21 protein-coding genes and 1 tRNA gene are annotated in these 26,504 nt (G+C 69.0%); 17 read left to right on the top strand and 5 right to left on the bottom strand.

Annotated elements, in window-relative coordinates; all coding sequences use genetic code 11:
• Positions 1–218 precede the first annotated feature (218 nt).
• Positions 219–767 carry a methylated-DNA--[protein]-cysteine S-methyltransferase gene (locus tag IRZ30_RS03340; protein ID WP_294082931.1) on the bottom strand — a complete coding sequence of 183 codons (549 nt, stop codon included), beginning with the start codon at positions 765–767 and terminating at the stop codon, positions 219–221.
• 206 nt (positions 768–973) lie between these two features.
• Here IRZ30_RS03340 and IRZ30_RS03335 point away from each other — a divergent pair, with 206 nt between their 5' ends.
• The 3 genes from IRZ30_RS03335 to IRZ30_RS03325 all read left to right on the top strand — a co-directional run bounded on the left by IRZ30_RS03335 (position 974) and on the right by IRZ30_RS03325 (position 4,917).
• Entirely contained in the window at positions 974–1,168 is a 195-nt protein-coding gene (locus tag IRZ30_RS03335; protein ID WP_294082930.1) for a hypothetical protein, read from the top strand.
• 356 nt (positions 1,169–1,524) lie between these two features.
• Positions 1,525–4,158, top strand: a complete 2,634-nt coding sequence (locus IRZ30_RS03330) for a pitrilysin family protein (RefSeq protein ID WP_294082928.1) — start codon at positions 1,525–1,527, stop codon at positions 4,156–4,158.
• Positions 4,159–4,242: 84 nt separating this feature from the next.
• The gene (locus IRZ30_RS03325) at positions 4,243–4,917 is read left to right on the top strand and encodes a chlorite dismutase family protein (RefSeq protein WP_294082927.1); all 675 of its coding nucleotides are present in this window, start codon (positions 4,243–4,245) and stop codon (positions 4,915–4,917) included.
• A gap of 38 nt (positions 4,918–4,955) precedes the next feature.
• Here IRZ30_RS03325 and IRZ30_RS03320 read toward each other — a convergent pair whose 3' ends face one another.
• Positions 4,956–5,786 carry a DUF92 domain-containing protein gene (locus tag IRZ30_RS03320; RefSeq protein WP_294082926.1) on the bottom strand — a complete coding sequence of 277 codons (831 nt, stop codon included), beginning with the start codon at positions 5,784–5,786 and terminating at the stop codon, positions 4,956–4,958.
• 23 nt (positions 5,787–5,809) lie between these two features.
• A complete protein-coding gene (locus tag IRZ30_RS03315; RefSeq protein ID WP_294082924.1) occupies positions 5,810–6,058 on the bottom strand; it encodes a hypothetical protein in 249 nt (82 codons plus the stop codon).
• A gap of 154 nt (positions 6,059–6,212) precedes the next feature.
• Here IRZ30_RS03315 and IRZ30_RS03310 point away from each other — a divergent pair.
• From IRZ30_RS03310 to IRZ30_RS03250, 13 genes are all read left to right on the top strand, one after another.
• Positions 6,213–6,284 (top strand) — tRNA-Lys (locus IRZ30_RS03310).
• A gap of 670 nt (positions 6,285–6,954) precedes the next feature.
• A complete protein-coding gene (locus IRZ30_RS03305; protein ID WP_294082922.1) occupies positions 6,955–8,133 on the top strand; it encodes an NAD-dependent epimerase/dehydratase family protein in 1,179 nt (392 codons plus the stop codon).
• A gap of 120 nt (positions 8,134–8,253) precedes the next feature.
• Positions 8,254–9,708 (top strand): oligosaccharide flippase family protein, encoded by a 1,455-nt coding sequence (locus IRZ30_RS03300; RefSeq protein WP_294082920.1) that lies wholly within the window; start codon positions 8,254–8,256, stop codon positions 9,706–9,708.
• On the top strand, positions 9,705–11,039 hold the full coding sequence (locus tag IRZ30_RS03295) for a hypothetical protein (RefSeq protein WP_294082918.1): 1,335 nt from the start codon (positions 9,705–9,707) through the stop codon (positions 11,037–11,039). The genes IRZ30_RS03300 and IRZ30_RS03295 overlap by 4 nt, the downstream gene beginning before the upstream one ends.
• Positions 11,040–12,272 carry a glycosyltransferase family 4 protein gene (locus IRZ30_RS03290; RefSeq protein WP_294082916.1) on the top strand — a complete coding sequence of 411 codons (1,233 nt, stop codon included), beginning with the start codon at positions 11,040–11,042 and terminating at the stop codon, positions 12,270–12,272.
• A gap of 47 nt (positions 12,273–12,319) precedes the next feature.
• On the top strand, positions 12,320–12,937 hold the full coding sequence (locus IRZ30_RS03285; protein WP_012873213.1) for an acyltransferase: 618 nt from the start codon (positions 12,320–12,322) through the stop codon (positions 12,935–12,937).
• A 5-nt stretch (positions 12,938–12,942) separates the two neighbouring features.
• The gene (locus IRZ30_RS03280) at positions 12,943–13,692 is read left to right on the top strand and encodes a GNAT family N-acetyltransferase (RefSeq protein WP_294082908.1); all 750 of its coding nucleotides are present in this window, start codon (positions 12,943–12,945) and stop codon (positions 13,690–13,692) included.
• A 35-nt stretch (positions 13,693–13,727) separates the two neighbouring features.
• On the top strand, positions 13,728–14,768 hold the full coding sequence (locus tag IRZ30_RS03275) for a Gfo/Idh/MocA family oxidoreductase (RefSeq protein WP_294082906.1): 1,041 nt from the start codon (positions 13,728–13,730) through the stop codon (positions 14,766–14,768).
• Positions 14,758–15,894, top strand: coding sequence for a DegT/DnrJ/EryC1/StrS aminotransferase family protein (locus IRZ30_RS03270; protein WP_294082905.1), 1,137 nt, complete (start codon positions 14,758–14,760; stop codon positions 15,892–15,894). Before IRZ30_RS03275 ends, IRZ30_RS03270 begins: the two co-directional genes overlap by 11 nt.
• Positions 15,895–15,918: 24 nt before the next feature.
• Positions 15,919–17,274 carry a glycosyltransferase family 4 protein gene (locus tag IRZ30_RS03265; protein WP_294082903.1) on the top strand — a complete coding sequence of 452 codons (1,356 nt, stop codon included), beginning with the start codon at positions 15,919–15,921 and terminating at the stop codon, positions 17,272–17,274.
• A gap of 75 nt (positions 17,275–17,349) precedes the next feature.
• Positions 17,350–18,561, top strand: coding sequence for a DegT/DnrJ/EryC1/StrS aminotransferase family protein (locus IRZ30_RS03260; protein ID WP_294082902.1), 1,212 nt, complete (start codon positions 17,350–17,352; stop codon positions 18,559–18,561).
• Positions 18,551–19,267, top strand: a complete 717-nt coding sequence (locus tag IRZ30_RS03255) for a sugar transferase (protein WP_294082901.1) — start codon at positions 18,551–18,553, stop codon at positions 19,265–19,267. Before IRZ30_RS03260 ends, IRZ30_RS03255 begins: the two co-directional genes overlap by 11 nt.
• A 381-nt stretch (positions 19,268–19,648) precedes the next feature.
• On the top strand, positions 19,649–21,097 hold the full coding sequence (locus IRZ30_RS03250) for a glycosyl hydrolase family 28-related protein (RefSeq protein WP_294082897.1): 1,449 nt from the start codon (positions 19,649–19,651) through the stop codon (positions 21,095–21,097).
• Positions 21,098–21,103: 6 nt separating this feature from the next.
• On the opposite strand, the gene IRZ30_RS03245 is transcribed toward IRZ30_RS03250, so the two are convergent.
• Positions 21,104–23,029 (bottom strand): DUF4012 domain-containing protein, encoded by a 1,926-nt coding sequence (locus tag IRZ30_RS03245; RefSeq protein WP_294082896.1) that lies wholly within the window; start codon positions 23,027–23,029, stop codon positions 21,104–21,106.
• A gap of 48 nt (positions 23,030–23,077) precedes the next feature.
• Positions 23,078–24,751: a tyrosine-protein kinase family protein gene (locus IRZ30_RS03240; RefSeq protein WP_294082895.1), complete on the bottom strand. Its 1,674-nt coding sequence runs from the start codon at positions 24,749–24,751 to the stop codon at positions 23,078–23,080.
• 316 nt (positions 24,752–25,067) lie between these two features.
• Between IRZ30_RS03240 and IRZ30_RS03235 the strand changes: the two genes are divergently transcribed.
• A complete protein-coding gene (locus IRZ30_RS03235) occupies positions 25,068–26,129 on the top strand; it encodes a zinc-binding dehydrogenase (protein ID WP_294082893.1) in 1,062 nt (353 codons plus the stop codon).
• Positions 26,130–26,504 lie beyond the last annotated feature (375 nt).

The following is a 26,504-nucleotide window of genomic DNA, read 5'->3' as shown; positions in this document are numbered from 1 at the left end:
CGAGGGCATCGTGGCCGCGCCGATTCCGGCGCGGCCACACGGTGTCCTGCCGCATCGCTCGCACGGTGTCACGGCCGTGGCGGTCGTGTCGTCTGACCGCCGGATCCTTCGACTCCTCCGCGCACAGCAGCCGGCCAGGCGCGGCTCCGCTCAGGACGACATCCGGGAGATCACCGGGGTGGAAGCGTCACGGATCATCGGACCACCCACACCCGCCGTCACGGCCGCGCCGCGCGGCAGCGCGCCTCCAGGTCCAGCAGCGCCCGCTTCACCGCGAGCCCGCCGCCGTAGCCCGTGAGGGAGCCGTCGCTGCCGACAACGCGGTGGCAGGGGATGATAATGGCCAGCGGATTCGCTCCGTTCGCCGCACCGACCGCGCGGACCGCACGCGGGTTCCCGATCCGCTCGGCGATCTGCCGGTACGTCGCCGTCTCGCCATATGGGATCGCCGCCACCTCCGCCCAGACCCGCCGCTGGAACGCCGTGCCCACTGGGTCGAGCGGCACGGTGAAGCGCTGCAGCCGCCCTTCGAAATAGGCGGTCAACTCCTCCCGAGCCTGTTCCACCAGCGGTCCGCCGTCGACGATGGGAACGTCCTGACCGTGCCGCAGCGCCTCACGCAGGCACTCCTCCCGTGTGCGGCCCGGAACGGTGACCACCCGCAGCCCGCGAGTCCCGGCCGCGACCCAGATTGGACCGAAGCCGGTCGTCACCTGGCCGACTTCGAGCACGAAGCCGGGTGCCCGCATGACCACCTTCTCGCGCATGGTCTCCTCCTCACTTCGTCTGCCTTTCCCCACGCGCGATCGCGGAAGGAAGGGCACGCGAGGTGCGATGCGTCAGCGCCTGGATCACGGTAGCCCGAAGGGAGGCCGCAATGCCACACCCCGCAAGAAACATTATCGAGCGTGAGCTCAGCCAATTGAACTGGTCCCATGCATGGTCGCGTGAGGCGCTCATGGAGCACTTCCGCATGGCGCCCACCGTTCGCCAGGTGCTGGCCGACCACCTGCCAGATCGAACCTTCCACTCGGCAAAGGAGGTCGCGGAGGCGATCCCCTCACAAGCCTGGCAGCACATCGAGCACATCTACGAGAGCGGAGCCGACAGCAACTTCCTGAAGTCACGCGCAGCCAATTTCCAAGACCACGGTGAGTCGCCGGGCTAGGACCAACCACCGGCAAGAGACTGACGGACCGGAGCTACGGGGAGCAGTGCACGGACCGATCGCGCGGGCGGAACCGCTCGGCGCTCCGAGCCCACCGTACGCCCCGGTGACGACGCGGCTGAGGCACGATCTCGCCCTGCTCCGGTGTACAGGCAGGCACGCCTCAAATCCACCACGAACCGCTCGTCACAACGGTACCACGCCGGCCTGGCCCCAACCCACTGCGGTGCGCCACCCTCGGCCGTGCCCGCGATAAGCCGGCACGAACCGGCGCGGTGGTATAACGAAGGCGCAAGGCATGCGGAGGCGACACGACCGTCGCGTACTGGGACCGGGCGTAGCCGGTGGGAGGGAACATGGCGGACGTCGCGCAGACACTAAAGGCGACACTGGACAACGGGCTCACCGTCCTCATCCGTGAGGTCCACCGGGCGCCGGTGGCCTCCTTCTGGGTCTGGTACCGCGTCGGCGGCCGCAACGAGGTCCCCGGCATCACGGGCATCTCCCACTGGGTTGAGCATATGGTCTTCAAGGGGACGCCCACCTACCAGCCGGGCGAGATCTTCCGGGAGGTGAACAAGCACGGCGGCACGCTGAACGGCTTCACCTGGATCGACTACACCGCCTACTTCGAGACGTTGCCCGCGCCGCAGATCCTCCTCGGCGCCGATATCGAATCGGACCGCATGCAGAACGCCGTCTTCGACCCGAGCGAGGTCGAGAGCGAGCGCACGGTGATCCTCTCCGAGCGGGAGGGGAACGAGAACCAGCCCACCTTCCACCTTCGTGAGGAAGTGATCGGGGCGGCCTTCCGCGCGCACCCCTATGGCCAGGGGGTCATCGGGTTCACGTCCGACCTGCGCCAGATCACGCGTGACGACCTGTATCGCCACTACCGCACCTACTACACGCCGAACAACGCGACCGTGGTGGTCGTGGGCGATGTCGACGCCGAGGCGATCCTGGCCGAGATCGAGCGGCGGTTCGGCGCCATCCCATCCGGCCCGGAGCCGCCTCCGGTGCGCACGGTGGAGCCACCCCAGAGCGGGGAACGCCGCGTGGTGGTGCGCCGCCCGGCGCCGACGGCGACGATGTTGATGGCCTTCCACGCCCCGCGCGCCGAGGATCCCGACGCCCTGCCGATGGTGGTGCTCGACACCGTCCTCTCCGGCGGGAAAGCGATGGGCTACGGCGGCGGTGGCGGCATGGGTCGCAGTTCACGGCTCTACCGCGCCCTCGTCGCCAGCGGCCTGTGCAGCGCGGCAGGCTCCTCCTTCTCGCTCACCATCGACCCCTACCTCTTTAGCGTCTCAGCCACGCTCGTGCCGAGCACCGAGCCGGCACGCGTCGAGGCGATCGTCCAGGAGGAGCTGGCCCGGCTGCGCGAGGAGCCGGTGCCCGAGGACGAGCTGGCACGCGCGATCAAGCAGCTCCGCGCCCAGTTCGCATACGCCGGGGAGAGCGTCAGCAGTCAGGCGTACTGGCTCGGCTCGCTCCACACGGTGGCACCCGGCGTCGACCCCGATACTTTCGTTGACCGCCTGGCGGCGGTGACCCCGGACGACCTGCTCCGGGTCGCGCGCACCTACGTCACGCCGGACCGGGCGACGGTGGGCTGGCTCGAACCGACCGCCCCCGCGCCGGCGGTCCCCGCGGCCGATATCGGCCCGCTGCCGGTTCGCCCGCACTTCTTCTCGGATGCACCGGGCGGTCGCCCCGACTCGCTACCCGCGCCGAAACTCGACATCCAGGAGCGGACGCTGGACAGCGGGCTCCGCCTGCTGGGGCACCACGACCCGACCAGCGACGCGGCGGTGCTCGAGCTGCGCCTGCCGGCCGGCGCGATCGCGGACGGCGAGACGCCGGGCCTGGCGCGGTTCACCGCGCAGATGCTCCCGCGCGGCACCTCACACCGCTCGTTCGCCGAGCTGAATGAGGAGCTCGACAGCCTGGGGGCCGCCCTGTCGGTCAGTCCCGGGCGCGACTATGTCGACATCCGGGCGACGTGCCTTAAGGAGGATGTCGGGCGGCTGGCCGAACTGTTGGCGGAGGTCGTGCGCGAGCCGACCTTCCCCGAGGCGGAAATCGACCGGATGCGGGAGCAGTCGCTGACCGCACTGCGGCAGATGCTCAACGACACCCGTGCTCAGGCCGCCTACACCCTGCGGGCCACGCTCTACCCGGAGGGACATCCGTACCACCACCGGGCGATTGGCACGGAGGAGACGCTGACCGGCATGAACCGCGACCACCTGGCGGACTTCCACCGCCGCCTCTACCGGCCGAACCGCGCCATCCTGGCCGTGGCGGGTGGCGTCCCCGTCGAAGCCGCCTGGGAGCACGTCGCGCGAGCCTTCGAGGGCTGGGAGCCGAGCGATGCCGCGCCCGCGCCGGAGATCGCGCCGGTCGACCCACCGCCGTCGCGCGTGCGGCGCGAGGAGCAGATTGCCGGGAAGAGCCAGGCCGACATCGCCCTCGGCCTCCCGGCGCTCGCCTGGAAGGACCCCGACTACCACGCCCTGCGCGTCGCTAACGTCATCCTCGGTCGCCTCGGGCTCATGGGGCGCCTCGGTGCGCGGGTCCGGGAACGCCAGGGGATGGCCTACTACGTCTACAGCACCCTGGAAGCAAGCCTGGGCCGGGGACTCTGGGCGGCATACGCGGGCGTCAACCCGGTGAATGTCGAGCGTGCCGTAGAGAGCATCATCGCTGAGGTCGAGCGTCTCCGCGAGGAACTCGTGGAGGATGAGGAGCTGGCCGACGCCAAGAGCTACCTCATCGGCAGCCTCCCGCTCGGCCTGGAGAGCAGCGGCGCCATCGCCTCGATCATGCTCGACATCGCCTTCTACGGCTTTGAGCTCGATTACGTCGAGCAACTGCCGGGCCGGCTGAACGCGCTGACACGCGAGCAGATCCGTGACGCGGCCGCGCGCTACCTCCTGCCCGACCGGATGGCGGTCGTCGTGGTCAGCCCGGAGAGCGAGACATAAGACCCGACCCCGCTCCCGGTGCTACAATCCGGCCGGATAGTGGGCACTGGCCCACCTGGGTGCAGGAGAGGAGTCCCCACTCTGATGAGCGGTTCGACCCGTTTCACGGTCTTCTGGCTCTACAAGGCGCGGCCGGAGTGGCGCACGCTGGCCGACGCCGAGCGCACGGAAGGGCGCGATGCCTTCCTGCGCACGCTCGATGCGCACCGCGACACCGTCACACTCCGCGCGGCCTACTCCACCGTGGGCTTCAGCGCGGACGTGGACCTCATCCTCTGGACCATCGCGGATGACGTCGACGCGCTGCAGGCGCTTGCCGTCGACCTCAACCGCACGCCGCTCGGGCAGCACCTGGAGATGCGCCACGCCTATCTGGGCTTGGCGACGGCCTCCCAGTACGACCCCGAGCACGGACCGGCCTTCCTCAAGGGCGTGCCGCCGAAGAAGTATCTCAGCGTCTACCCCTTCACGAAGACGCCCGAGTGGTATCTGCTGCCGTTCGAGAAGCGCCGTGAGTTGATGCTGGTCCACGGGGAGCTGGGCCGGGAGTTCCCGACGATCCTGACCAACACCGTGAGCTCGTTCGGCATCGCCGATCAGGAGTTCGTCGTTGCGCTTGAGGACGACGACCCGGCGCAGCTCGTCGCGATGGTCCAGCGCCTCCGCGCAGCCGAAGTGCGGATCTACACGAAGGTGGACACCCCGATCTTCCTCGGCCGCCGCAAGGAGCCGCAGGAGGCGCTCCTCGACCTCGGGTAGCAGTGTCAGCCCGTCCCGTGCCGCCGGGGCGTGGACCGTCACCCCCGGCGGCCGGGCCGCCGCGCCAGCACCAGCGCGGTCACCGCACCCACCACAGACCCGAACAGGTTCACCACGTCATTATCGATCCAGGCCACACCGCGCACCGGGATCGTCGGTGTGCCGCAGGGATGCACCCGCCGCTCCGTCTCCTCCCCGCAACGCGGGCACCGGTAGACACCCTGCACCGTGGCTCCCGCGACGCTGTCCGCCAGCGAACCCGCCAGACCCGCGAGCGTGCCCAGCGTCACCAGCCCCCATCGCGGCCTCCGGAGCGAGCCGATCAGCCCGATCGTCGCGCCACCCGCGGCGGCCGCCGCGAGCCCCAGCGGGGTAACGCCACCCGACATCCCCGGCCGCACCCGGCGCAAGGTCACGATCGACCGTGGCGGCCGCCGGCTCAGCATCCCGATCTCGGTCGCCCAGGTGTCGCTCGTGGCGGCCGCCATCGCGCCGAGGTAGGCGGGGAAGGCCACCTCCGGCTTCCCGGTGATCCCTGCCACGACCGCGGCGCCCGCTGCCACCCCGCCGTTGGCGAGCACCTGTCCCGCATCCCGCCGGGATCCCTTGCTCGCCACGGCCGCCATCGGAGCCTTCCGCTCCCGTCCCACCTGCGACAGCGCACTCGACAGCGTGAAGAACCCCACCAGCACCGCAGCCCAACGCCCGCCCCCGACGGCGAACACCGGCGTCCCGACCGCCACCGCTGCCGCCGCACCGTCAGCCGTCAGCGCTCCTCGCCGCCACCCGGCCACGGCGACCACGCCGGCCAATCCCGCGCCGAGCGCCACGCGGGCCACGAGATCCCCGGTCCTCCCTACCCGTGTCACCGACCCGCTCCGTTCCGCGTCCCCTACGGCCCGAAGAGCTTCACGACCTCATCGGCGAGGATCTCGAACACATAGCCCTCGACCTCGGCCACCGCCGGGCTCGAGATCTCCCCGTAGCGGATCAGCACGGTGTAGCCCTGAACCTCGACTTCGCGCGTGGCGTCGAACGAGAACGGGTGCCGCGGGTTCCCGTGGATCCGCCTCGTCCCCCCGACGCGCTCGATCGCCTCCGTCACCAGTCGGTACGCCGTCGCCTCATCCAGTACCACCATCGGCTCCTCTCATTGGCGCCGCCCGCGTAGCCCCTGCCGCGCGCCCAAAGCATACGGCATCCACCCCGCCAGCCCGCCACGCCCTGCCGGCCCGACGCCGCGCCAGCCTCGGATCGACCGAATGCGGTAGAATTACGAAAGAGATTCCTCGCGCGGGCCCGTAGCTCAGCGGTAGAGCAGCGGACTTTTAATCCGTGGGTCCTGGGTTCGAATCCCAGCGGGCTCACCCCCCTTTTCCCGCATCCAGGCGCGAATAGCGAACGGCATAGCAGGTGTTCGGCTGCTCCGTCCACGGTTGTCTGTTGCCACCCCGTTGCCAATCGTCTTGTATTCCCCTGCCCCCGAGCTCCGCGTTCTCGCACGCTGCGTCGCCCACGGAGTCCCTGCGCTGTACCCGCACGCCGCTGCGGGCGGTGGAGGACTCCGAGGGGGCGTGCACTCACCTGTCCGCGCCACGGCGCCGCGATTGGGCCGGCCATCCTAATGGGTGCATAGCACCAATTGGCTAGCCGCAGGGTAACCAAAATTTCCTAGGTAAATTGCGTCCAGCAAACGTTTCATTCGAGCCGTCTGGAACGCGACTTGCAAGCTATAACGCTGGTTCTTGGGATTGCCCCAAGGACGGTCGTAGGAAGCGCGCACGCTCGCTTGCACAGAAGGCCGGACTCCACCGGGTTGCACACGGTGGCTTGCAACCCATTGGTGCGAGTCGCGGCACCGGGCTGCTGCCCGGGTAGGTGGGCGCGCGCCCTACGGGCCGCATAACGGCGACGGATCGGGTCACACCGCCGTGGGAGCGCCCAAGAGCCTGCGGGGCGCCGGGGGACGCCGAGGTTCGGGGCACCGGCTCTGGCTCGGCATGACCACGGCGGGGAATCGTAGGAAGGGGAAGGACTGTGCGAATTCTCGTGCTTGGCGGCGATGGGTACCTGGGCTGGCCGACGGCCCTGCGCTTCTCCGCGCGCGGCCACGAGGTCGGCATCGTGGACAACTTCCTTCGCCGCCATTACCACGTGGAGCTCGGGACTGACAGCCTTACGCCGATCCGCCCGCTCCAGGAGCGCGTCCGTGCGTGGCGAGAGGTGAGCGGGCGAGAGCTTCAGGTCTTCATCGGCGATATCACCGACTACAGCTTCCTGGAGCCGGTCATCCGCGACTTCGCGCCGGATGCGGTGATCCACTACGCCGAACAACCCAGCGCCCCCTACTCGATGATCGACCGCGCTCACGCGGTCTTCACCCAGACCAACAACGTGGTGGGTACGCTCAACCTGCTCTTCGCCCTGCGCGATCATGCGCCCGAGTGTCACCTGATCAAACTGGGGACCATGGGCGAGTACGGCACGCCCAACATCGATATTGAGGAAGGCTTCATCGAGATCCACCACAACGGGCGCTCCGACGTCCTGCCCTTCCCCAAGCAGCCCGGCTCGTTCTATCACCTGTCCAAAGTCCACGACAGCCACAATATCCAGTTCGCCTGCCGCTCCTGGGGGCTGCGCTGCACCGACCTCAACCAGGGCGTCGTGTACGGTATCGAGACCGACGAGACCGTTCAGGACGAGCGGCTGATCACGCGCTTCGATTATGACGAGTGCTTCGGCACGGCCCTGAACCGCTTCTGCGTCCAGGCCGTGATCGGCCACCCGCTCACCGTCTACGGCAAGGGCGGCCAGACGCGCGGCTTCCTCAACATCAAGGACACGCTACAGTGCGTGGAGTTGACCGCCAACAACCCTCCGGCGGAGGGCGAGTATCGGGTCTTCAACCAGTTCACCGAGCAGTTCACGGTGATGCAGTTGGCCGAGGTGGTGGCGAAGGCCGGGACGGAGTTGGGCCTCCAGCCGGAGATCCGCCCAATCCCCGACCCGCGCGTCGAGCAGGAGGAACACTACTACAACGCGAAGCACACCAAGCTCATCGACCTCGGCCTGAAGCCGCACTACCTCTCGGAGGAGCTTGTCGAGTCGATGCTGCGGGTGATCCAGCGGTATCGCGATCGGGTCGTGAGGGACCGGATCGTCCCCCGCATCACCTGGCGGCCGGCGCGGACTCGGGAAGAAGCCATCGCCTAGTCGCGCCGGTCACGCCGGCGGCGTCGCAGTGTGGCGGGTCCGGGTTCCGGCCACGTGCCGGAACCCTGGTGCCCGCTGGAGCGATACCGCGCGGCGGGCGCGGGGAAGGTTCGCGGGTCGATGGAGACCGAGACGAGCGCCGCGGCACGCGTGCAGGGCCCGTTCCAACGCGTGCTCGTGGCGGACGCGGCGCGCCTGGCTCCCGGAATCGCGAGCGAGTTGCTGCGCGGCTTCGGCGTCAGCCTGATCCTGGGCCGCTACGTGCCGGCCGCGGCGATGGGTGTCTTCACCCTGTTCTGGTTGTCGCAGACCTACGCGGCGGCGCTGGCGACCGGCTGGCTGCAGAACGCCGTGATCCGGTTCTTGCCGGAGGACGGCTCCCGCCTGCCGCGATACCTGGGGCTGGTGTGGGGCACGGTGGCCGTCACAGGGTTGATCGCGACCGCGCTGGCGGTGGCGCTCGGCACGCTCGGGGGTGATCGGTTCCGCTGGTCGTACCTGGCCTGGACGGTCGGCATCCTCTGCGGCAACGCGCTCTACACCCTGTTCCAGAGCACGCTGCGCGGGGTGTTCGATCAGCGACGGTACACCACGAGCGCCGTGCTCCTGGCGGTGGTTCAGGTACTCCTCCTGCTCGCGCTACTCCCACGGGCGACCGACCCGGCCGGGGCCGCGCTGATGGGAACGGCCGTCAGCTTCGTGCCGGTGCTTGCCTGGCAGTACTGGCGCCTGGGGCGGCTCGCCAGCACCACGATGCCCGCAGCGGGATCGCAGGAGAGCACGCGCGTGCTGCTCCGGCGCAGCGTGGGCTATGGTCTCCCGCTCGCGCTGTCGGGGCTGATCGTCACGCTGCTTCAGTCGGGCGACCGCTACCTCCTGGCCGGCCTGGTGTCCCTCCGGGATCTGGGCATCTACACGTTCTGGATGAGCATCGGCCTGCAGTTCGGGCGGGGAATGTACAACCTCGTCTTCGCCGTCCTCAATCCGCGCCTGTTCCAGCTCCATGGGACCGACCCGGCCGGGGCCAATGCCTGGGCACGCGCGCTTGGAGGAACGTACGTCGCGGTCTTCCTGCCGCTGGTTACCGCGATCGGGCTGGTCATCCCGAGCGCCCTGGCGCTGCTGAACATCCGCAGTGAGTACGTCGCGTCGGGGCACCTGGTGCTCTTCGGGCTGGGCGCGGCGTTTCTCTTCGGTCTGAGCCAGCTCTGCGGGAAGCGCCGTGAGTTCGAGGCGCGGACCGGCGTCTTCGTCTGGGCGGCGGGGCTCGGCGCCGCGGTCATGGTTGTTGGGGTCTATCTCCTCGTCCCGGTCCTGGGCGTCGAAGGCGCAGCGGTCGCCACGCTGGCGGGCGTCGCCACCTACTGCGCGGTACTCGCCGTGGCGTCCCGTATGGTGCCATCACCTGTGTCGATGCTGTGGGGGCTGAGCGGGTGTCTGGGACTCCTTGCCACTGGACGGTTGCTGGCAGGCACCAGCCTCATCGGAGAAGCCATCGCAATCTCGCTGGTTGGGGCGCTCTACGCGCTTCTGGTCTGGCCGCGACTTCGGCGGCTGAAGGTGGTGGAGGCATGAGCGGGGTGGCTCGGGCCATGGCCAACCGCGTGGACGTAACGCCCGCACAGCGAGCCGTGCAGGTGTGCCTGTTGGCGCTGCTGCTCTCGGGGCTGGCGGTGAGGAGTCTCCAGTCGCGTGCCGACGCGCTCCTGTACGCCCTCCTGGTCATTTCGTTCGCGGTGTCCGGCATCGCGCTCCTCCTGGAGGGCGGCCCGCGCCGGGGCCATGGACAGGATCCTATCGAGCGGCTCGCCGCGGTGGCGCTCGGGGTCTGGCTGCTGACGGGCGTGCTGGTTGCCTGGGGGCTGCTGCTCTCCGCCTTCGCGGGTCACGACGTCTACGTGAGCCTCTCCTGGGCTGTCCGCCTGGTCCCGCTCGCGTTGTTCCCGGCCTTCGCGTTTGCCTTCCGGAGCGAACACGCTTGGCTCCGGCTGTTGGTGGGCATGGTGCTAGTCGGCACCGTCTCCGCGCTGCTCGACATCGCCGCGTGGTTCCGTAGCCGCGAGACGCTGATCCGACTGATGTCCGCCGACTTTTCGAGCATCGACTACTTCTACGCCTTGCTCGCGGCGATGACGCTCCTCTTGCTGGTACCGCTGCCCCGATGGATGGGGCTGCTGCTCATGGCCTCGCTCCCAGTGCTGCTCTTCCGGATGCTGCTGTCGGTTGCCCGGGCGTGGTACGTCATCGTAGCCGTGGTCGCGGCCTACAGCGTGGTCGTCGCCTGGCGCTGGCTGCCTCGCGCGCGCCGCAGGATGGTCCTGGTCGGTGCGGCGGTGGTGGCGGCACTCGCCGGGCTGGTCGGGAGCGGGCTGCTCGGGGACGCACCCATGGCCTACCTCGCCGCGTCCGTGGAGCGGTTCGCGGTCCTCGACACCTCCCTGCGGTACCGCTGGGCGGAGGTGGCGACCGCCTTCGCCTACGGCGGGCCGCTCGGCGCTGGCTGGGGTGCCCGAGGCGACTTCGAGGAGGCGCTCCTCTTCACCTCGGCGAGCTACTACTTCGCGGTCAAGCCCTACGTCCACAACTTCATCGCCTTCATGTTCTGGAAGCTGGGTCTACTGGGCCTGGGGACGGTCGGCCTCCTGGCCGGCTACCTGGTCCGGCAGGGCTGGGCTGCGGTCCGGCGGCGCGATCCACTGGGTCTGGCAGTGCTCGGGCTGTGGCTCGCCTGGGGGATCCACAGCATGGTCAACATGAACTTCGGACGACCCGAGTTGAACGTCTGGGCCGCGGCCTGGCTGGGCTATCTGGAGTGGCGCCGGCTCCAGACGCCTACCGCTCGCCCGGCGACGCCTCGCCCGGTCGTCGACGCACCGCCCGGCGGGGCTCTGGAAATGGGGGACTGAGTGCGGGTCTGTGTCCTGACGGTCGGACGCTCAGCGTTCAGCCAGCCGCTCTACGGGAAGGAGGCGGCCAGCCTCCAGCGGGCCGGGAACGCCGTCACCATCATCGCACCGTGCCTGGCGAGCGAGGACCCGGCGGACCCGACCACCAACCCGCTGGGGATCCGCGTCGTGCCCCTGATGCGGATGGGCTGGGGGACGCGCCGGGAGAAGCTGAAGGCGCTTCCGCGGCTGCTCCGACTGGCGCTCCGGGAGCGCGCCGATGTCTACCAGGCCATGGAGCTGCAGAGCCTGCTGGTCGGCGCCATCGTCAAGCTGCTAACTCGTGCGCGGCTGGTGTACGACGCGCGCGAGCACTACCCGCTCGCCATCGCGGTCAACAGCCGGCGCGGGCCGGTCGCGACGCGCCTGATCTACGCCGTCTTCTGGCTGCTCGAAGCGCTGCTCATCCGCCTGTTCGTCGACCACGCCTTCGCAGTGGACCGTGGATGCCTGGAGCGCTTCCAGCGGGTTGGCCGCCCGGCGAGCCTGCTGACCAACTACCCACGGCTCGCGTTCGCACCGGCCGAGCTGCCCTCCCGCCAGGAGCGGCCCGCCGACCGGCCGTTCCACCTGCTCTACACGGGCTTCACCCGGCGGCGGGTGGCGGTGGTCGAGACGATCAAGGCGGTCGCGCTGCTGCGGGACGCCGGGATCCCTGTGCGGGCCACCTTCCTGGGTCTGGTGGACGACGAGCCGTTCGTGCGGGAGTGCCGGGAAGCCATCGCCGCGCTCGGCGTCGAGGATCGCGTGAGGTTGGTGGGGCGCGTTGGGCCTGCGGAGGTGCGCCGCTACCTGGCAGAGGCCGACTGCGGTTCGCTGCTCTACCACCCCACGCCGTACACCGAGTACGTCACGCACCCGGTCAAGCTGTTCGAGTACATGGCCTGGGGCCTCCCGGTCATCTGCTCCAACCTGCCCAACATGAGCCGCTTCGTTCGCGACGGGGAGTACGGCCTGGTCGTCGACCCGCGCGACCCGGCCGATATCGCCGCCGCGATCACGCGGCTGGTCCGCGACCCGTCTCTCGCCGCCCGGTTTTCCGCGAACGGCCGGCGCGCCTTCCTGGAGCGCCACCACTGGGAGGTTCTAGAGCCCGGGTACGTCGGCGTCTTCGCGCAGTTGGCGCCGGACGAGGCGCGATCCGGCCCGGCTGGAGTGGAGCGCGCGGAGTCGGGCGCGCTGCCAGGTGACTAGCCAGCGATTACCGGGTGCGGCCGCACCCACATGAAGGGAGTCACACCGTGGCACAGGTGCTGGAGATGCGGATCGGAGACGGGACGATCATCGACCCGAACGCCGAGGTGAGCGTCCCCTACCGGCCGGGCTGCGCGCCCACGATCATCGGCGACGACGGCATCGTGCGCAGCTTCGCGGTCATCTACGGGGACGTCATCATCGGTTCGCACTTCCGCTGCGGCCACCACGTCCTGATCCGCGAGCACACGACCATCGGCGACCATGTGACCGTCGGCACCGGGACCACCATCGATGGTCACGTCGAGATTGGCAGCTATGTCAAGCTCGAGAGTCAGGTCTACATCCCGACCCACACGTCGATCGGCAACTACGTCTTCGTCGGGCCGGGCGCGGTCTTCACGAACGACCGCTACCCGCTGCGCTTGCGTCATGAGTACGAACCGACGGGGCCGATCATCGAGGACAGCGTCACCATCGGTGCCCGCGCGGTGGTGCTGCCGGGTGTGCGGGTCGGCTACGGGTCGATGGTCGCGGCGGGCGCCGTCGTGACCAAGGACGTCCCGCCGTGGAGCCTGGTGATCGGGGTGCCGGGCCGGGTGATGCCCCTGCCGGAGCGACTCCGCCACGAGAACCGGGCGCGGTCATGGTTGCTAGAGGGGTGACGGCGATGGCAGCGGCGTCCCGACTGAGCCAGCCACGATCACGCCCGGCGGATGAACGCGCCGAGACGTCCGGGGTCGACTCTGGGCTGTACATGATTGCGCCGCTCGCTCCCAGCGTCGTGGGCGATGTCGCGCGCGTCCACATCGCGAGCTTCCAGGACTCCTTCCTCGCGAGCCTCGGCGAGCGGGTGCTCCGGCATTACTTCCGAGCGTTCCTCGACTACCCACAGGGTTGCGGATTCGTCTGCCTCCACCGCCCTACCGGCGCGGTCGTCGGCTTCGTGTGCGGCAGCGAGGACGTCACGCGCCACTGGCGCGTTTTCCTCCGGCGCCGGCTGGTATGGGCGGCGCCGGCACTCGCGGCCCGCGTCCTTCGCGAACCACAACTCGCCCTGGCGCTCCTATCGCGGCTGCAGCGGGTTGCCGGACTCACCCGGGGCGCGCGCCGTACCGCGCCGATCACCCGCAACAGCACGGGCGTGCTGCCCCCGGCCAGTCTGATGACGATCGGCGTGGATCCGGCGCATCAGCGCCAGGGGATCGGCGAGCTATTGGTGCGCGCCTTCACCGGGGAGATGGCCCGCCGGGGTGTCCGGGTCATCAAGCTCGGGGTACGCGATGAGAACACGGCGGCACGCCGGCTCTACGAGCGGCTCGGCTGGCGGCCGGTCCGCGCGACGCGCGGGCCGGAAGGAACCGGCTGGATGTATGTGCGCGAGCTCGACGGGAGACCACCGGCTGCGCCGGCCCACTGACGCGGGTTCGTATCGATGGAGGGGAAGGGAAGTGCATGACGCTTGAGACGCACGCCACCACGGCGGCACAGAACGGCCAGGCCACCGCAAGGGTCGGGGTCATCGGCTGTGGGCGTATCGCCGAGCGGCATGTCGATGCCTACCGGAAACTCGGCGCGACCGTCGTGGTGGCCGACCAGGACCCGGCAGCCGCCCAGCGGCTGGCCGAGGCACAGCGCGTCGCATGGCGCGGCTCACCAGATGATCTGCTCGACGACCCGGAGCTCGACGCAATCGACGTCTGCGTGCCGACCGCCGCCCACACGAGCGTGGTCCTGGCCGCGCTGGAGCGCGGCAAGCACGTCTTCTGTGAGAAGCCGCTGTGCCGGACGTACGAGGAGGCCGAAGCGATCGCAGCCGCGCAGCGCGAGTCGGGTCGCCTCGTCATGGTCGGCTATCTGTACCGCTTCCACCCCGCGTTCCAGTTCGCCAAGCAGGTGCTCGAAGACGGGATCATCGGCCGGCCCTACTTCGCGATCTTCCGCCTGGGCGGGCGAGGCAGCCACCGTGCCTGGAAGCACACGACCGAGTCGGGCGGCGGCGCGACCCTGGAGATGATGGTCCACAACCTCGACCTGATTCAGTGGCTCCTCGGGTGCCCCGACGAGGTCGACCTGCTCCGGCGCTCCACGCTCCTCCCGGAGCGGCAGATCGGATCGGAGCGGGTGCGGGTTAACGCCGAGGACTACGTGCTGGCGCGGCTCCGGGTCGGGGACGTCGAGGTGGTCTGCGAGAGCGACCTGGTGACGCCGTCTTACATGAACTACGTCGAGATCCAGGGCGACAACGGCTCGCTCTTCACCAGCATCCTGCACTACCTGCCCACCATCGTCTACTGCAAAGAGCCGCGCGGGGTCTTCAACCTCGGCAACAACACGCAGCAGTTCCCTCCCGTAAACCTGTTCGAGCGCGAACTCGGCCACTTCCTGGAGGCGCTGCGGAGCGACCGCACGCCCATGAACGGCGTGTCCGAGTCGCTGCAGCTCATGGCGGTGATTGAACGCATCCGTGAAGGGAGCCCGGTCGGTGGTAACTAAGCAGAGCCCGCAGGAGGAGAAGGTCATCCCGATCGCCCAGGTACGGTTCGACTCGGGAGAGATCGATGCCGCTGTGGCCGTGCTGCGCTCGGGCAACGTGCGGCAGGGAAAGGTCACCCGCGAGTTGGAAGAGCGCTTCGCGGCGATGGTTGGAGCACGCCACGCCGTGGCGGTCAGCTCCGGCACGGCGGCGCTGCATCTCGCCTGGCTGGCGCTCCTGGAGCCGGGAGATGAGGTGCTGGTCCCGGCCTTCACCTTCATCGCCACCGCCAGCACGGTGGTGTTCGCCGGTGGGCGCCCGATCTTCTGCGATGTCGATCCGGCCACCGCCACGCTCGATCTCGAAGACGCGGCGCGCCGCCTGACGCCGCGGACCCGCGCCATCGCGCCGGTCCACCTCTATGGCGGCGCCTGCGATGTGGACGGCATCCAGCGGCTGGCGCGCGAGCATGGCCTGCGTATCGTCTGGGACGCGGCACAGGCCCACGGCACCCGCATCGACGGGCGCGATGTCGGCAGCTTTGCCGACATGGTCTGCTACTCGTTCTACCCGACCAAGAACATGACGACCGGCGAGGGCGGCATGATCACGACCAACGACGACGCCCTCGCGGAACGCCTCCGCCTGCTCCGGAGCCACGGCCAGGAGCGGAAGTACGAGCACACGCTGCTGGGCCTGAACTACCGCCTGACCGACGTACAGGCGGCGATCGGCTTAGTGCAGCTCGACCAACTGCCGGGTTGGCTGGAGCAGCGGCGCGCCAACGCCCGGCGGCTCGATGCGCTGCTCGCCGGCCTGCCGGGCATCACGACGCCGGTCAGACTGCCGGGCGTCGAGCATTCCTACCACCAGTACACGATCCAGATCGACGCTGCAGCGGCCGGGATCACCCGCGACGACCTGCAAGCGGCGCTCGCGGCGCGCGGGATTCAGTCGGCCGTCCACTACCCGCGCCCACTGCACCGCCAGCCGGTCTTCGCCCCGGAGCACGGGGCGACCAGCCTGCCGGTGAGCGAGCGGCTCGCGGAGTCGGTCCTGTCGCTGCCGGTCCACCCGGCGTTGACGGAGGACGATCTGGAGCGCATCGGCGCCAGCGTCCGGTCGATCGTCCTGGGCGAGGCGTGACGGAACACTGCGAGGGGGACGAGTGTGCGAGTCCTGTTCCTGACTCACTTCTTCCCGCCGGAGATCGGTCCGCCGCAGACCCGGATCCTGGAGACCGCCAGGGATCTGCAGCAGATGGGCCATGCGGTCACGGTCCTGACGACCTTCCCGAACTACCCGAGCGGGGAGATCCCGGCCGCGTACCGTGGTCGCGTCCTCATGCGGGAGGAAATGGAAGGCATCCCGGTGATACGGTCCTGGCTCTACGCCGCGCCGAACCGGGGGTTCCTGCGCCGCTCCCTGAGCCACCTGTCGTTCGCGCTGAGCGCACTGCCCGCCGCGACACGGCTGCCCTGGCGGCCCGACGTCATCGTGGTCGACATGCACCCGCTCTTCCTGTGCGTCACCGCCGCCATCCTCGGCCGCTGGTGGGGCGTGCCCTACGTGCTCAACGCAGGCGACTTGATCCCAGAGCAGGCCGTGGCCTACGGCGTCATGCGCAACCCGATCGCCATCCGCGTGACCCGGGCGCTGGCGTCCTTCGCACTGAACCACGCGGCGCAGGTGGTCCCGTTCACCCGCGGCATCGAAGCCGCCCTGCGGGAGCGGGGAATTCCACCCGAGCGGCTACACCTCATCTACTACGGCGCGGATGTGGAGCTCTTCCAGGCACCGATACCGGAGGGTGAGACCATCCCCGGCCTGGAGAGCATTGCCCCGGACGCATTCGTGGTGATGTACGCGGGCACGCACGGCCTGCCGCACGCGCTCGACACCGTCCTTGACACCGCCGAGCTCCTGGCCGACGAGCCGGACGTGCATCTCCTCCTGGTCGGCGACGGTGGGGAGAAACCGCGCCTCGTGGCCGAGGCTCGGGAGCGGGGGCTGGCCAACATCACGTTCCTCGACCCGGTGCCCCGCAGGCTGCTCCCCGCGCTGTACCGGCGGGCCGACGCCTGCCTGGTCACGCTCCGGCGATCCGACTGGCTGCGCGACTTCGCGCTGTCGTCGAAGGTCTTCGACGTCATGGCGGCGGGGCGCCCGGCGATCGTCGCCGCCGAGGGCGAGACAGCCGATGTCGTCGAGCACGCCTGCGCCGGACTCTGTGTCCCGCCCGAAGATCCGGCCGCACTGGCGGAGGCCATCCGAGCGCTGCGCGCCCGTCCCGCGCTGGCGCGGCAGCTCGGGGAAAACGGCCAGCGATATGTCGCCGCTCACGTATCGCGCCAGCGGCAATCGCGGGCCTTCGAGACCGTCCTGCGCCAGGCGGTCGAGGCGGCTCCGGAGCCGCACGCGGGTCGCGCCGCGCCGAGCGGGTGGGCGCGGGCCGACGCAGGCAGGCTGACCGAGCCGCTAGAGAGGACGGAACCCTCAGCAGGCGTATCGAGGCGAGTTCATTGACGCTCGCACGCCCGGAGATCCGGGCCCCCTGGCACCGCCGCACCACAGCGGCACGTGAGAGGACGGAGGTCGACCATGACCGTAACACGAGAAACCCTTCCCGCCGTGGCGGGCGGTCAGCCGGTTCGAAGCCAGTTCCTGGTGTTCGGCGCACCGCTCATCGGTGAGGAGGAGATCCAGGAGGTAGTGGATACCCTGCGCTCGGGCTGGATCGGGTTCGGCCCCAAGAGCCTTCGCTTCGAGGAAGAGTTCGCCCGGTATGTCCGCGCCAAGCACGGTGTCTCGGTCGGCTCCTGCACCGCGGGGCTCCACCTGTCACTGATTGCCAGTGGCATCGGACCGGGCGACGAGGTCATCACCACACCCCTCACCTTCGCCGCGACGGCCAACGTGATCGAGCACGTCGGCGCGCGTCCGGTCTTCGTCGACGTCGATCGGGAGACGCAGAACATCGACCCGGCTCGGATCGAGGCGGCCATCACGCCGCGGACGCGAGCGATTATGCCGGTCCATATGGCAGGCCGCCCCTGCGACATGGACGCGATCAGCGATATCGCCGACCGCCACGGTCTGACCGTCATCGAGGACGCCGCCCACGCGGTCGAGGCGGCCTGGCGCGGCAAGAAGATCGGCAGCATCAGCAAGTTCACCGTCTTCAGCTTCTACGCCACCAAGAACATGACGACGGCCGAAGGCGGGATGATCACCACGAACGATGACGCGGCGGCCGAGCGGCTTCGCATCCTGCGCCTCCACGGCATCAGCAAGGACGCCTGGAAGCGCTACTCTGCGAGCGGGTTCACTCCCTACGAGGCGGTCGAGCCGGGCTACAAATACAACCTGACCGATCTCCAGTCCTCGCTCGGCCTGCATCAACTCCGGCGCATTGAAGCCAACCTCACCATCCGGCGGCGGCATTGGCGAGCGTACGATGCGGGCTTCGCCGACCTGCCGGCGATCGAGACGCCCGCTCCGGCGCGGCCTGAGGAGCGGCATGCGGGGCACCTCTACACGATCCTGCTCCGGCCGGAGCGGCTCACCATCGACCGCGAACAGTTCATCGAGGCGCTGCGCGCGGAGAACATCGGCAGTGGCATCCACTTCACCCCGGTTCACCTGCACGCCTACTACCGGAAGCGGTACGGCTATCGGCCGGGCGACTTCCCGAACGCCGAGGAGATCGGGAGCCGCACCGTGTCGCTGCCGCTCTCGGCCAAGTTGACCGACGAAGATGTGCAGGACGTGATCGCCGCCGTGCGGAAGGTGGTGACGCACTATGCGCGGTGAGACCCGGAGCATCGAACCGGCAGAACAGGCCCGGGTGGCCGCCGGGTCGGCCCAGGTGCGGGAGGGCGTCCGGTGGTGGGCCGGCGGCCATCCGGTCTATGAAACCCTGAAGCGCGCAATCGACATCGTCGGAGCAACCATCGGGCTCGTCCTCACCAGCCCGATCATGGCTGCCGCTGCGATCGCCGTCCGCCTGGAGTCGCCGGGCCCGGCGATCTTCCGCCAGGTCCGCGTCGGCCAGCATGGCGTGCCCTTCACGCTCTATAAGTTCCGGGGGATGTACGTCGACGCGCGGGAGCGCTTTCCCGAGCTCTATGCCTACAAGTACTCGCCGGAACAGTTGCCCACGCTCATCTTCCACCCCAAGGACGACCCACGGGTGACGCGCGTCGGGCGGTTCTTGCGACGCACCAGCATCGACGAGCTCCCAAACCTCTGGAACGTGCTGAAGGGCGACATGAGCCTCGTCGGTCCCCGGCCGGAGATCCCGGAAATGCTCCCGTACTACGGTGACGCCGCGGAGACGATTCTGAGCATCAAGCCGGGGGTAACTTCGCCGGCCAAGGCCAGTGGACGGGATGAACTTACGTTCACCGAGACGCTCGCACTCGATCTGGAGTACGTCAAGAACCGTTCGCTCTGGGTCGATCTGCGGATCCTGTGGCAGACCGTGATAGCGGTGCTTCGCCAGGACGGCGTCGCCTAGTCCTCAGCTCCCACGGCGCGGCGGGGGCTATCGCCGCGCCGTTGCTCTCCACCACGCCACCAATACCCCTGCCACGCACGCGACCGTAGTACTCCTACCCTAGATATGAGTACACAGGTACTAGTCTGGCTCTAGACACGAGTACCGCGTCGGGACATTATTCTCTCATGGAGAGCGGGACACTCGAATCAGTCCGGTGACACCCCGTCACGGCCACAATGTGCGTGGTGACGGGTTCCCCGCCGGTGGGCAACGCGGCTCGGGACAGCCGCGCGGAAACGGGGCGCCCGCCCATCCGAAGTGGAGCGGTAGCCACGACCACGCCCGTGGACGTGGCCACGCAACCCGACACCCGGGTTGCAGGACAGGCAGGGACAAGTCATGGACAACGACACTCGCGCGGCGGGGCAGCGTGCGCTCACGCCCGGCGCTCGCCGTCTCATCATGGGGTTCGGCGCCCGCCGAGCCGTCGTGGTGATTGCATGCATCCTGGTACTGATGGTGACGCTGTTGGGACCGGCGTCCGACTCTCAGGCCACGGCCAACCTCGCCCAAGCGGCCAACGTGGGCAACGGGGTGATCGACGTGAAGGCGCAGTTCGCCGCCGTGGGCGACGGCGTCACCGACGACACCGTCGCGCTGCAGGGCGCGATTGACGCTGCCACGCAGGCGAACCAGGTGCTGATGCTTCCGCCCGGGACGTACCTCACCTCCGGCATCACCATCACGCGGCCAATCACGATCATTGGTGCCTCGCCCACCCTGACCACGTTGCGAGCCGTCCCCGGTACCAAGGCGGTGCTCACCCTTGGAGACGGAACGGTGCTGCCAAGCGGTATGGAGGGCTTCACCATTGCCAACATCGGCATCGACGGGGCCGGGACGGCCGGCTACGGGATCTGGATCCGCCAGTACGGCGGCATCCGGGCACGGTTCGAGCACCTGCTGATCCAGAACTGCCTCGGCGACCCGGGCATCGGTATTGGCAACGAGGATCACGCGTACTCGATGCTCATGTCCGACCTCACGGTAAAGAACAACCGAATCGGCCTGCGGCTCGTGCGGCGTGTGCAGGAGAGCAAGATCATCGGCTCGCAGATCTACGGGAACACCGAGCACCAGGTCGTCCTCGGTGACGGGCAGACGCAGATGACCAAGGTGTCGATCATCGCGAGCCAGATCGAGCCAACGACCAACGGTGCCACCGGCGCTGCCTTGCTCGTCAACGGGGTCAGCAACCTCTACCTGAGCAGCGTCTACTCCGAGGCCAAGACTGGCGCGACCGGCCCGGCCCTGGAGGTCGTCCCGGGCATGACGAGCTACATCGTGGCCGATGGCGTCCACATGGTCGGCAATCAGGTCGCCCCCTACGCCATCCGCCTGCCCACCGACAACACCAACGTGAACCTGACGCTGGTGAACCCGATCATGAACGGGTACCTGAACAATCCACCCGTCGAGAACCTCAGCGGGCCAACCAAGCGCGTCGTCTGGATCGGTACACAGAACCAGCCGGCGATGATGTCGGTGCGTGGCGGGCTGGTCGTTGGCGAAAACGGCGGCCGGCTCTGGGGTAACTACGTCGGCACCGTGGAGTACGACCCGCCGGCGCTGGCACCGGGAGCGACGGTGAAGACGACCGTCTCGGTTCCCGGAGCCATGAAGGGCGACATGGCGCTGGCCGGGTTCTCCGGCATCCGCGACGGGGTCTACCTGAGCGCAGTCGTCAGCAGCAAAGACACCGTCACGGTGCTGTTCGAGAACAAGAGTGCCCAGACGATCGATCTGCCGAGCGGCACGCTGAAGGTCTCGACCTGGAACTATCAGTGAGCCTGCCTAGCGGCAGAGCGCAGCAAGGTCGACCCGCACGTCCTTCGTGAGCGATACCTGCTGCGACTGCTGGCATCGGGCGTCGACCACCGTCACCTCGGCCGTGCGGAGGCCGGGTTGGCGCCGAAGCAGGAGTGAGGGCGCATCCGGCATGGTGAACTCCATGTGGATGCGTCCCATCTGCCCGGGGAAGAGGTCGATCTGGTAGCTCCCACCGTTCAACGCCTCCGGATCGGGCAGCGGCGACGGGTCACTCGCGATCCAGCCGCTGCCCTCCGGCAGCAGCACTTCCGTCCACCAGCGCTGGAACCCGCCGTAGAGCGGATCCTCGTCGTTGGTGCCGAGGTGTTCGAGGACCACATCGAGCGTCGCCCGCCGCTGGCCGTTCTCGGGGGCCTGGAGCGTCAGCGTCATCCGCGGCTGCATCGCCAGACTCGCCTTGTTGATGGCCATGTTCGCGAAGTCGACCGCCAGGGTCGGCATACCCTCGTCAGGGATGAGTCGACCGGACCAGCCCTGGCGGTCGGCCATCGCCTGCACCGCCGGGTCCGACGCGTAGATCTGCATGTCGCGCCGCTGGGCGGCTGGGAGCAGCGCCGCGGCCATCCGCGCCAGCAACTGCCGATCCCCCGACTTCATGCGTTCAATCAGCTCCTCGCCGATCAGCGCGATCAGCTCCTTGTGGGATGTCGCGTCGAGGTCCCCCGCCCGGCGCAACCGGCGCTGCCGTTCGATCTCCTCGTAGAGGTTGCCCGCCGTGATCTCTCGCTCCTCGCCGTCCACCGACAGCATGACCGGCCCGGTGATCCGCAGCAGGTCGCTCACCACCGCAGGCTGGACCGCGATGATGCCGTCGATCGGCGGCCAGTCGGTTTCGGCGTACATCTCCATCGTCACAGCCGCGCCACGCGGGAAGTCCGCCCACCACGTCGCGTCGTGGAGCAGGAAGCCGTCCTGCGGGAAATATTGCTGGATCGGCCAGGGCTGAGGCCGGCGTTCCTTGCGCTGCCGCATGTAGTCCTGGGTCAGTTCGTGGGCGCTGAAGATCCGGTAGTCCTGAAGCTGCCCGTGTTCGAGGGTGATCAGGCCCATCGTGCCGGGGAAGCCGCCGCTCGGGCGGAGTTCCGCCGGGTTCTGGAAGAGCACCAGATAGCGGACCGGCCGATCGCCGCCCAGCGCCGCCCGGAATGCCGGGAGGTCTGGGCCTAGCAGGTCGTCGACGTTGCCCACGCGCTCGAGCACGCGGTCGAGCGTCGGGAGACGGTTGCGCGCCGCGGAGGGCAGCGCCGCTTCGTCGAGCCGGGCGCGGATGCGCTGCGCCTGGTCGACCTGTGCCGCGACCTGCTCCAGTTCGGCCTGATGCCGGGTGAGCACGTCCAGCCAGGTCCCCACTGGTGAGTTGCCGTCGGCGCTCACCCCGCTCGCCTCCAGCGTTGCCAACATCTCCCGGCTCACCTGCGCCGTCGTCTCGCCCGCCTCCGAGAGGAGCGCCACCATATTCAGCATGTCGTGGCCGGCGCGATAGCGTTCGCCGATCCAGGGGAGATGCTTCGCGATCTGGTGGACGCCCGGTGGCAGCGTCACCGCACGTTGCAGCCGGGAGACATCCCGCTTCAGCTCGTCGAGGCTGAAAATGATCGGGGCGAGATCGCGAGACGAGAGCGCAGCGAAGTCGTCATCGGCATACGCCTGGAGCGTCGCCACCTCCTCCGTCACGCCCGCGTACGCGGCGCGAGCCTGGTTGACCCGCAGCCCCATCCAGAGCACCAGCACGACCACGCAGACCACCGCGACCACGGTTGTGGGACGCGCCACCCAGGCGCGGCGCCGCGACCGACGGCGCCGCGCTCGACGGGCGCCCACGCGGAGCGTGGTATCGCTCAGGTCGTCGCCCCGTTGTTCACGAAGGACATCCGATCGCCGCATCGTCATCCGTCGCGTTCCCTCGAACCACTCACCACGGGCCAAGCGGCCGTGCCGCTAGCCCTGGTTGCCCCGCTGCGGTAGGTCGACGGCACGCCCCGGTACCAAGGCACCCAACCGCTGCGACAGGCGCGTTGGCGCGCCGGGGCCGCTGCCGTCGTGGTCGCCGGGATCCGGTTCAGCGCTGTAGTACTCCGCGTAGTAGAGGTCGTACCCGCCGGCGCCGGCCTCGGCCCGGTTGAGCAGGACGCCCAGCAGCGGCGTACCGGCCCGCGTCAGCTCTTCGACCGCCCGCGCCAGCTCTGCCGAGCGGGTGCGGCCGCTGTAGGCCACCAGAAGCACGCGGTCCACCATCCCGGCCAGCACCAGGGCATCGCTCACGGGCACCGGCGGGGCGTCGATCAGTACGATGTCCGCCATACCTTCCAGCACGGCGATGAGATCATGCATCCGCGGCGAGTCGAGCACGTCGGTCGGGTTCGGCGGCAGCGGTCCCGTCGTCAGCACCCGGAGCCCCGGGACGTCGGTCTCCTGGAGCACCGCGGACAGATCGACGGCATCCTCCGTCAGTAACAGGTTCGTCAGTCCGACGCGGTTGGGGATGCTGCCGAGGGTCGCGTGGAGCTGAGGCCGGCGCAGGTCGCCGTCGACGACGATGACCTGCTGGCCGCCCTGCGCGAGCACGGCACCGAGGTTGACCACGGTGGTCGTCTTGCCGTCCCCGGGGCGGGCGCTGGTCACGAGGATCGAGCGCACCTCCTGCCCCAGGGTCGCGAACTGCAAGTTCGTGCGCAGGCTCCGGTACCCCTCCGACACGGGCGAGCGTGGCGCGGTCACCAGCGCGATGCCGACCGGCCCGCGGAACCGGGGGATCCAGCCGAGCGCCGGGCGGCCGGTCAGCCGCCGCACATCCTCGGCATCCTTGACCGTATCGTCGAGGTAGACGAGCACCAGCACCACGCCCAATCCCAGCAGCGCGCCCAGCACGCCACCGAGGGCCGTGTTCAGTGTGGTGCGCGGGCGAACGGGCGACTCAGGCGGGACCGCGTCGGCCGTTACACGGATCCGCGGACCGCTGGCCGCCGAGGCCAGGATGCGCTGCTGCGCCTCGATCAGGGCGCTGTGGGTCTCCGTGAACTGCGCGAGCTGCGTCTGCAGGTTCCGGATTTCTTGCTGCACCGCCGGATCGCCGGCGTTCGGCTGTGCCTGCAGCTCGGCAATCCGCGCGTTCGCCTCGTCGATCTGCTTCTGGATCGCGTCGATGTTCTGCTGCACCTGATCGGCGCCCGGTCCGGCGATCTCAGCCTGCCGCTGCTGCGTCTGCTCGATGAACACCTGGGCGACCGTGTTCGCGATCGCTGCCGCCCGTGCGGGACTGGGGTCCGACACGGCCAGCGTCACGAGCTGCGTGTCGCGGATCGGTGTCACGTCGATCGCCGTTGCCAGCTCCTCCGGAGTCACCCGGAGCGACAGACGGCGGATCGTCTCCTCTAACACGGGGCGCTGCGCCACGAGGCGGCTGAAGGTACGGGTACGGCGCTCGGCAGCCAGGATGTCGTTGTAGTCGCTGGCTCCGGTCCCCTGGCCCTCCTCGATCAACAACGTGAGATGTGCCTGATAGATCGGCGTCATCGCCGCGCTGACGAGGTAGGCCAACGCTGCGGCGGCGAGGGCACCAACCAGGACAATCCACCACCAGCGGCGCCCACGCGCAAGTATGGTCGAGGTCATAGTCCTCCCCACCGAATCCCAACCCGATCCCATCCTGATTGCACGCTATTCCCTCCCCTCCGACTGCGAACCACCCTCAACCGGCGCAATGTGCTGGGATGCGGGGTGCGAGACGAGTGAGGGGGACGAAGGGGTGCAATTCATACTGCATTGCGAATAGCAAGATCAATGCCGCCTTTTAGCGCCTGAGTGAACGGACCAGACACCACGTCGGGTCAGCCGGTCCCCGCCGGCGGGCTGGTGATGCGCCGCGCGGGGCGGTACGATGGGCAGCCGGTCGATCCGCAGCGGCGCGACGGATGGAGGGATGGGTTTCGTGAGTGGACTGCCATCGACAATGCATGCGGCGGTGATCCACCGCCATGGTGGACCGGAGGTTCTCTCCTATGAGGAGGTGCCCCGGCCGGAGCCGGGTCCCGGCGAGGCGTTGATTCGGGTCCGCGCCACATCCATCAACCGGCTCGACCTGTGGGCCAGGAGCGGGCCGCCGGTCCCGATCTTCCCCTGGACGGAGCCGGACTTCCCCATCATCAGCGGCAGCGACTGCGCCGGGGAGGTCGTGGCGCTCGGTCCGGGGGTCACCAACGTTCACGTCGGACAACGGGTGGTGCTCTACCCGGCGATCTACTGCGGCACCTGCGACTACTGCCGCGCCGGGGAACAGACGCAGTGCCTCGACTACCGCATCTTCGGCGAGCACACCGACGGGGCGATGGCGGAGTATGCGGTGGTGCAGGCGAACAACCTGCTGCCGCTTCCGGATCATGTCTCGTTCACCGACGCGGCGGCGATGCCGATCGCCTACACAACCGCGTGGCGCATGCTCATTACCGCCGGTCAACTGCGCGCCGGCGAGTCGGTCCTGATCCTCGGCGTCGGCGGCGGCGTCGGCTCAGCGGCGCTGCGGATCGCGCGGCGAGCGGGAGCGACCGTGTACGCCACCGCCAGCCTGCCCGAGAAGCGGCGCCTCGCTGAGGAGCACGGCGCGGCCGCGACCTTCGACCCGAGCGCCGGGCCGATCTCGGAGTGGGTCCTGGAGCAGACCGACGGCAGAGGGGTCGATATCGTGGTCGATCCGCTCGGCGCCACCTGGCGCGAGAGCATCCGCAGCCTGGGCCGCGGCGGACGGCTGGTCTGCTGCGGCGCCACCGCCGGGAACCAGCCGCAGTTTGACATTCGGGAGGTCTATCAGCGCCACCGGCGCATCATCGGCGCGCCGATGGGAAACTGGGACGACTTCACCCAGGTCATGCGCCTGCTCTTCGCGGGTGAGATCACCCCGATCATCGACAGCGTCTTCCCGCTCGAGCGGGTCGCCGACGCTCATCGCCGCGCGGAATCCCGCGAGAGCTTTGGGAAGGTGGTCATCACCGTCTAGTTCATCGCTCCGTTTCGTGACATCCTTCGCGTCGCGAAGGAACTCGTGTGTACGGCCGCCCACGCCGGAGTTCCTTCGCTTCGCACGGGATGACACGGAAGAATAGCCCCCGGCCGCTGAAAACAGGGGCGAGGTCGTATCGGAACCCGGCTCCGCTGCCGGCTCGGGGGAGCCAGGGAACCGGTGATACACAGGGAGGAAATCGAACCGTGGCCGATCTCTCGGCGATTGTCCAGTGGAGTGATCCGGAACTCGAACGCGATGTGCTTGACAGCATCTCGCTCGACGTGCCCTGGAAGCTGATCGAGGACTTCTCGACCCTCCACCGGCTCTCCGGCTCGGAGGACGAGCGGCGCGCCGTCGAGCTCATCATCG

The sequence above is a fragment of the Sphaerobacter sp. genome (genome assembly GCF_019683595.1).
Lineage (GTDB): Bacteria > Chloroflexota > Chloroflexia > Thermomicrobiales > Thermomicrobiaceae > Sphaerobacter.
Note: the sequence above shows the minus strand (reverse complement) of the source record. Positions and strands in the feature narration are given on the sequence as shown.